General features: G+C 47.8%; 5 protein-coding genes. 1 reads left to right on the top strand and 4 read right to left on the bottom strand.

Translation table 11 applies throughout. The annotated features are described in order from the left end of the window. The coding region (locus HY879_04400) for a chemotaxis protein CheR (GenBank protein MBI5602576.1) at window positions 1-814 on the bottom strand (814 nt) is incomplete at its 3' end. Further along, on the bottom strand, window positions 807-1,313 hold the full coding sequence (locus HY879_04395) for a chemotaxis protein CheW (protein MBI5602575.1): 507 nt from the start codon (window positions 1,311-1,313) through the stop codon (window positions 807-809). The genes HY879_04400 and HY879_04395, both read right to left, overlap by 8 nt. Window positions 1,314-1,782: 469 nt before the next feature. On the opposite strand from HY879_04395, the gene HY879_04390 reads away from it, so the two are divergent. Next, window positions 1,783-2,058, top strand: a complete 276-nt coding sequence (locus HY879_04390; protein MBI5602574.1) for a DUF2442 domain-containing protein — start codon at window positions 1,783-1,785, stop codon at window positions 2,056-2,058. Window positions 2,059-2,101: 43 nt separating this feature from the next. On the opposite strand, the gene HY879_04385 is transcribed toward HY879_04390, so the two are convergent. Both HY879_04385 and HY879_04380 read right to left on the bottom strand, forming a co-directional pair. Beyond that, window positions 2,102-2,311, bottom strand: coding sequence for a hypothetical protein (locus HY879_04385; protein MBI5602573.1), 210 nt, complete (start codon window positions 2,309-2,311; stop codon window positions 2,102-2,104). Window positions 2,312-2,722: 411 nt separating this feature from the next. Then, window positions 2,723-3,108: response regulator transcription factor (locus HY879_04380; protein ID MBI5602572.1), on the bottom strand; the 386-nt coding region annotated here is incomplete at its 5' end.

Raw genomic sequence — 3,108 nt, 5'->3', positions numbered from 1 at the left:
CCTCAAATCCCGCATCAAGCGTGGCGGGGGTCTCCCAGGGACTGACGACCAGCCAGCCTTCACTCCGCAGGCAGTGGTGAAAACCTTGAATAACGTCCTTTCCCTTCTCCTGGGTGAAGTACATAAGGACATTACGGCAGACGATGAGGTCTATTGCCTGGGTCGTATCGACCGACCAGGGATACGGATCCTCCGCCAGATTGTGATTGGAGAAAAGGACCATTTGCCTGATCTCGGGGAGAACCTCCCAGCGGCCTTCGGATGTTTTGGTAAAATATTGGCCCTTAAACCGAGGAGGCGTATTCCGAAAAGACCACTCACTATAGATCCCTTTCCGGGCCTTCTTCAAAAAGTGCGGGTTAATGTCCGTTGCTTGAATAACGATCCGCCAGTTTTCCAGGTCCGGGATCATTTTTTTCACCAGGATAGCCAGGGAATAGGCCTCTTCCCCCGAGGCACACCCGGCGCTCCACAGGCTCAGGAAGGGATCTTTCCCCCGTCTGGTGTCTATCAACGGTCGGAGAACATTCTCCTCAAGGGCCTCGAATAGCTTTTCATCCCGGAAAAAATAGGTTTCTCCCACTGTCAGGTGGCTGGCCAGGATTTCGATTTCATTCTTTTCCAATGACGCCGACAAGAGCCCCTCTATACACGATTGCGTATCACTGAACCCGAGATCATGAGCGGCTGCCCGGATGCTTCTGACCAGATCAGGCCACCGCTCTTCAGGGAAGTTCAGGCCGGTCCGTTTCGAAATAATTTCGCTGAGATCGGCCAGGTGTGGTCCGGGCAATATTTCTTCAGGATTAAACATATTCAACCATCCCGGGTTCCGTTGCGGTTATCGCAGGGCTGGTCTCCCTTGACATCTCTTTGGTGAGGGCCGACAAATCATCTCTGAAAACGAACCCCTTGAGGTCATAAATGAATACGATGTCTCCCTCTAACCGCACAGTACCTTCCACTTTCCCGATTTCGGGGAAAATCCCTCCTGAGGCAGTAAACTTCTGAGGGTTGAAATCTATTACACCGATGACTTCATCCATTAACAGGGCGACCTTGAAGCCGGCGGCCCAGGCGATGAGCAGATGATCGTCCAGCCCGATCTCTTTATCCGGGAGACCAAGCAAGGCCCGGGTATTAAGCACGGGGATGATCCGACCGCTCATATTGATGACCCCTGATACGAAGGGGGGTGCCTTGGGCACGGAAGTAATTTCCACTACACGAATGCCCCTTTCCACAACATTCAGGTCAAGGGCGAATTTTTGTTCATCCAGATGAAATAAAACCAGTTTCTTCAGTGCCTCCATATCATACCCCCGACACGACGGATCTATTCAAAAACCAAAAACCCTGTCTCATATTCATGGACAGGGCCTTATAGTTTAAACTATGGTTCCATAGTTTCCGGACGGACCTATTCGGGGAAAAAGATAGGATCATATTAAAATGCCCTTCTCTTCCCATGAAATACTAAAGATAAGATTGGCAAGAAACATACCAAAACCCGTCTCAGTCATGATAACATTTAAATTTCAAACGGTTGCCTCATGTATAGTCTTACCATCCCTCTGTACCTCCGGCATGAATTGCACAAAAAATTGGGCAGGGATGCACAATATGATATATATGAACAGATTTTCTCCAAGCTCCAACCATAGCCATACTTCTCCAATATCCCATCCAGGAGAAGTTTCATTTCGATGACTTCGGTTTCATTCTGATTCATCTTATATTTCTCTTCTTGACAAAACTCTATAATCAGGATTAACTTATTTTATGACCACTTTAGCCGCTAAAAATGAACCTGTCGAACCGATTGCCATCCGTGTCTGGGCCGAAAAAAGGACAATTTTTGTTGAGTTGACAGATGGCCGCATCATCGGTTTTCCTGCCAATCGCTTCAAGGTCCTGTCCAAGGCCTCGGAAGAACAACTGAAGGAAGTTACCCTACGCCTGAACGGATATGCACTGCGCTGGGAATCTCTGGATGAAGACATCACCGTGCCTGGAATTGTCGCCGGCCATTTTCAGTTGCCCTACGAAGTTGATTAAAATCAAGTTGCAAGACAAAGAATTCAAAATACCTTCCAAAACCTTACTCCTTCAGGCCATCGGCTTTAGGGGATTCATGTAAAATGGCCAGATTATGGGGCTCTGATAGGATCAGGTTAAATTCAATACTTTTTAAAAGCTCTATGGCCTGGGGCAAGGTAACCCTGGAGGTAATTTTGACCTTGTCCCGGATAATCCAGTAAGAAATTTGATATTCCCGGTCTATATGTAAAATCGTAACGGGAAGATCCAAGAGATCGTTCCTTATCTATGAAGGCCTTGATTCTACAAGAGGACACCGTTCACAAAGGGCCAATCCTTTCGAGACAAAATAATGGAAAAGATCGTCGGCCTTACCGGGCTCAGAGTTATTCCTTCGAGCCGCCTGGTGACGTTTGAGACAGGCTTCGCCCGTTATCTTCAACTTCCCGGGCTGGAAAGGGTAGTCGATTATTGCCTTCCGGTTAATCCTCAGCCATTGACTCGCAGAATCATTGCTCTTTTTTCTATCCATTCGGTAATCGAAGATCATGGTCCTCTCCTTTCGTAACACTTTTAACGTTTGAAACCCCTTTTCACCACAGAGATACAGAGGGCACCGAGACAAATTCTCTGTGCCCTCTGTGTCTCTGGGGTGAATCAATTCTGATCTAAATCAATTCTTTTAATTGGCCTTTACTTTAGCCAGAATGATTTCCATCATCGGAACGAGCCTTTTGTACATTTCCCTCTTGGGTAAAAAGGAGCCGGCCCCGGCGGCTGCGGCTTCATCCTGATAGCGGATATCCTCATGGATGGTCAGAATAAGCACCTCTGTCCGGGGACACAATTTCTTGATTTTTCGGGTCGCCGTCAGTCCGTTCATGCCGGGGAGTTCAATATCCATCAACACCAGGTGGAGATCATCTTTTGCGGCCAGTTGGAGGGCTTCCTCTCCTGATCCGGCTTCGTGAAAAAGACAATCGGGAAAATTGATACCAAGCCATTCGCGAATCGATTTGCGAACAGGTTGGGAATCTTCCACGATCAGTATGTGGGGTTGCATCTTCT

Source organism: Deltaproteobacteria bacterium, from assembly GCA_016219225.1.
Taxonomy (GTDB): Bacteria; Desulfobacterota; RBG-13-43-22; order RBG-13-43-22; family RBG-13-43-22; genus RBG-13-43-22.
The sequence above is the reverse complement of the archived record's forward strand: the minus strand, read 5'-3'. Positions and strand labels throughout refer to the sequence as shown.

Coding starts and splice junctions, on each gene's coding strand:
- HY879_04395 (MBI5602575.1), bottom strand. CDS start 1,313: ATGGAGGCACTGAAGAAACTGGTTTTATTTCATCTGGATGAACAAAAA.
- HY879_04390 (MBI5602574.1), top strand. CDS start 1,783: ATGACCACTTTAGCCGCTAAAAATGAACCTGTCGAACCGATTGCCATC.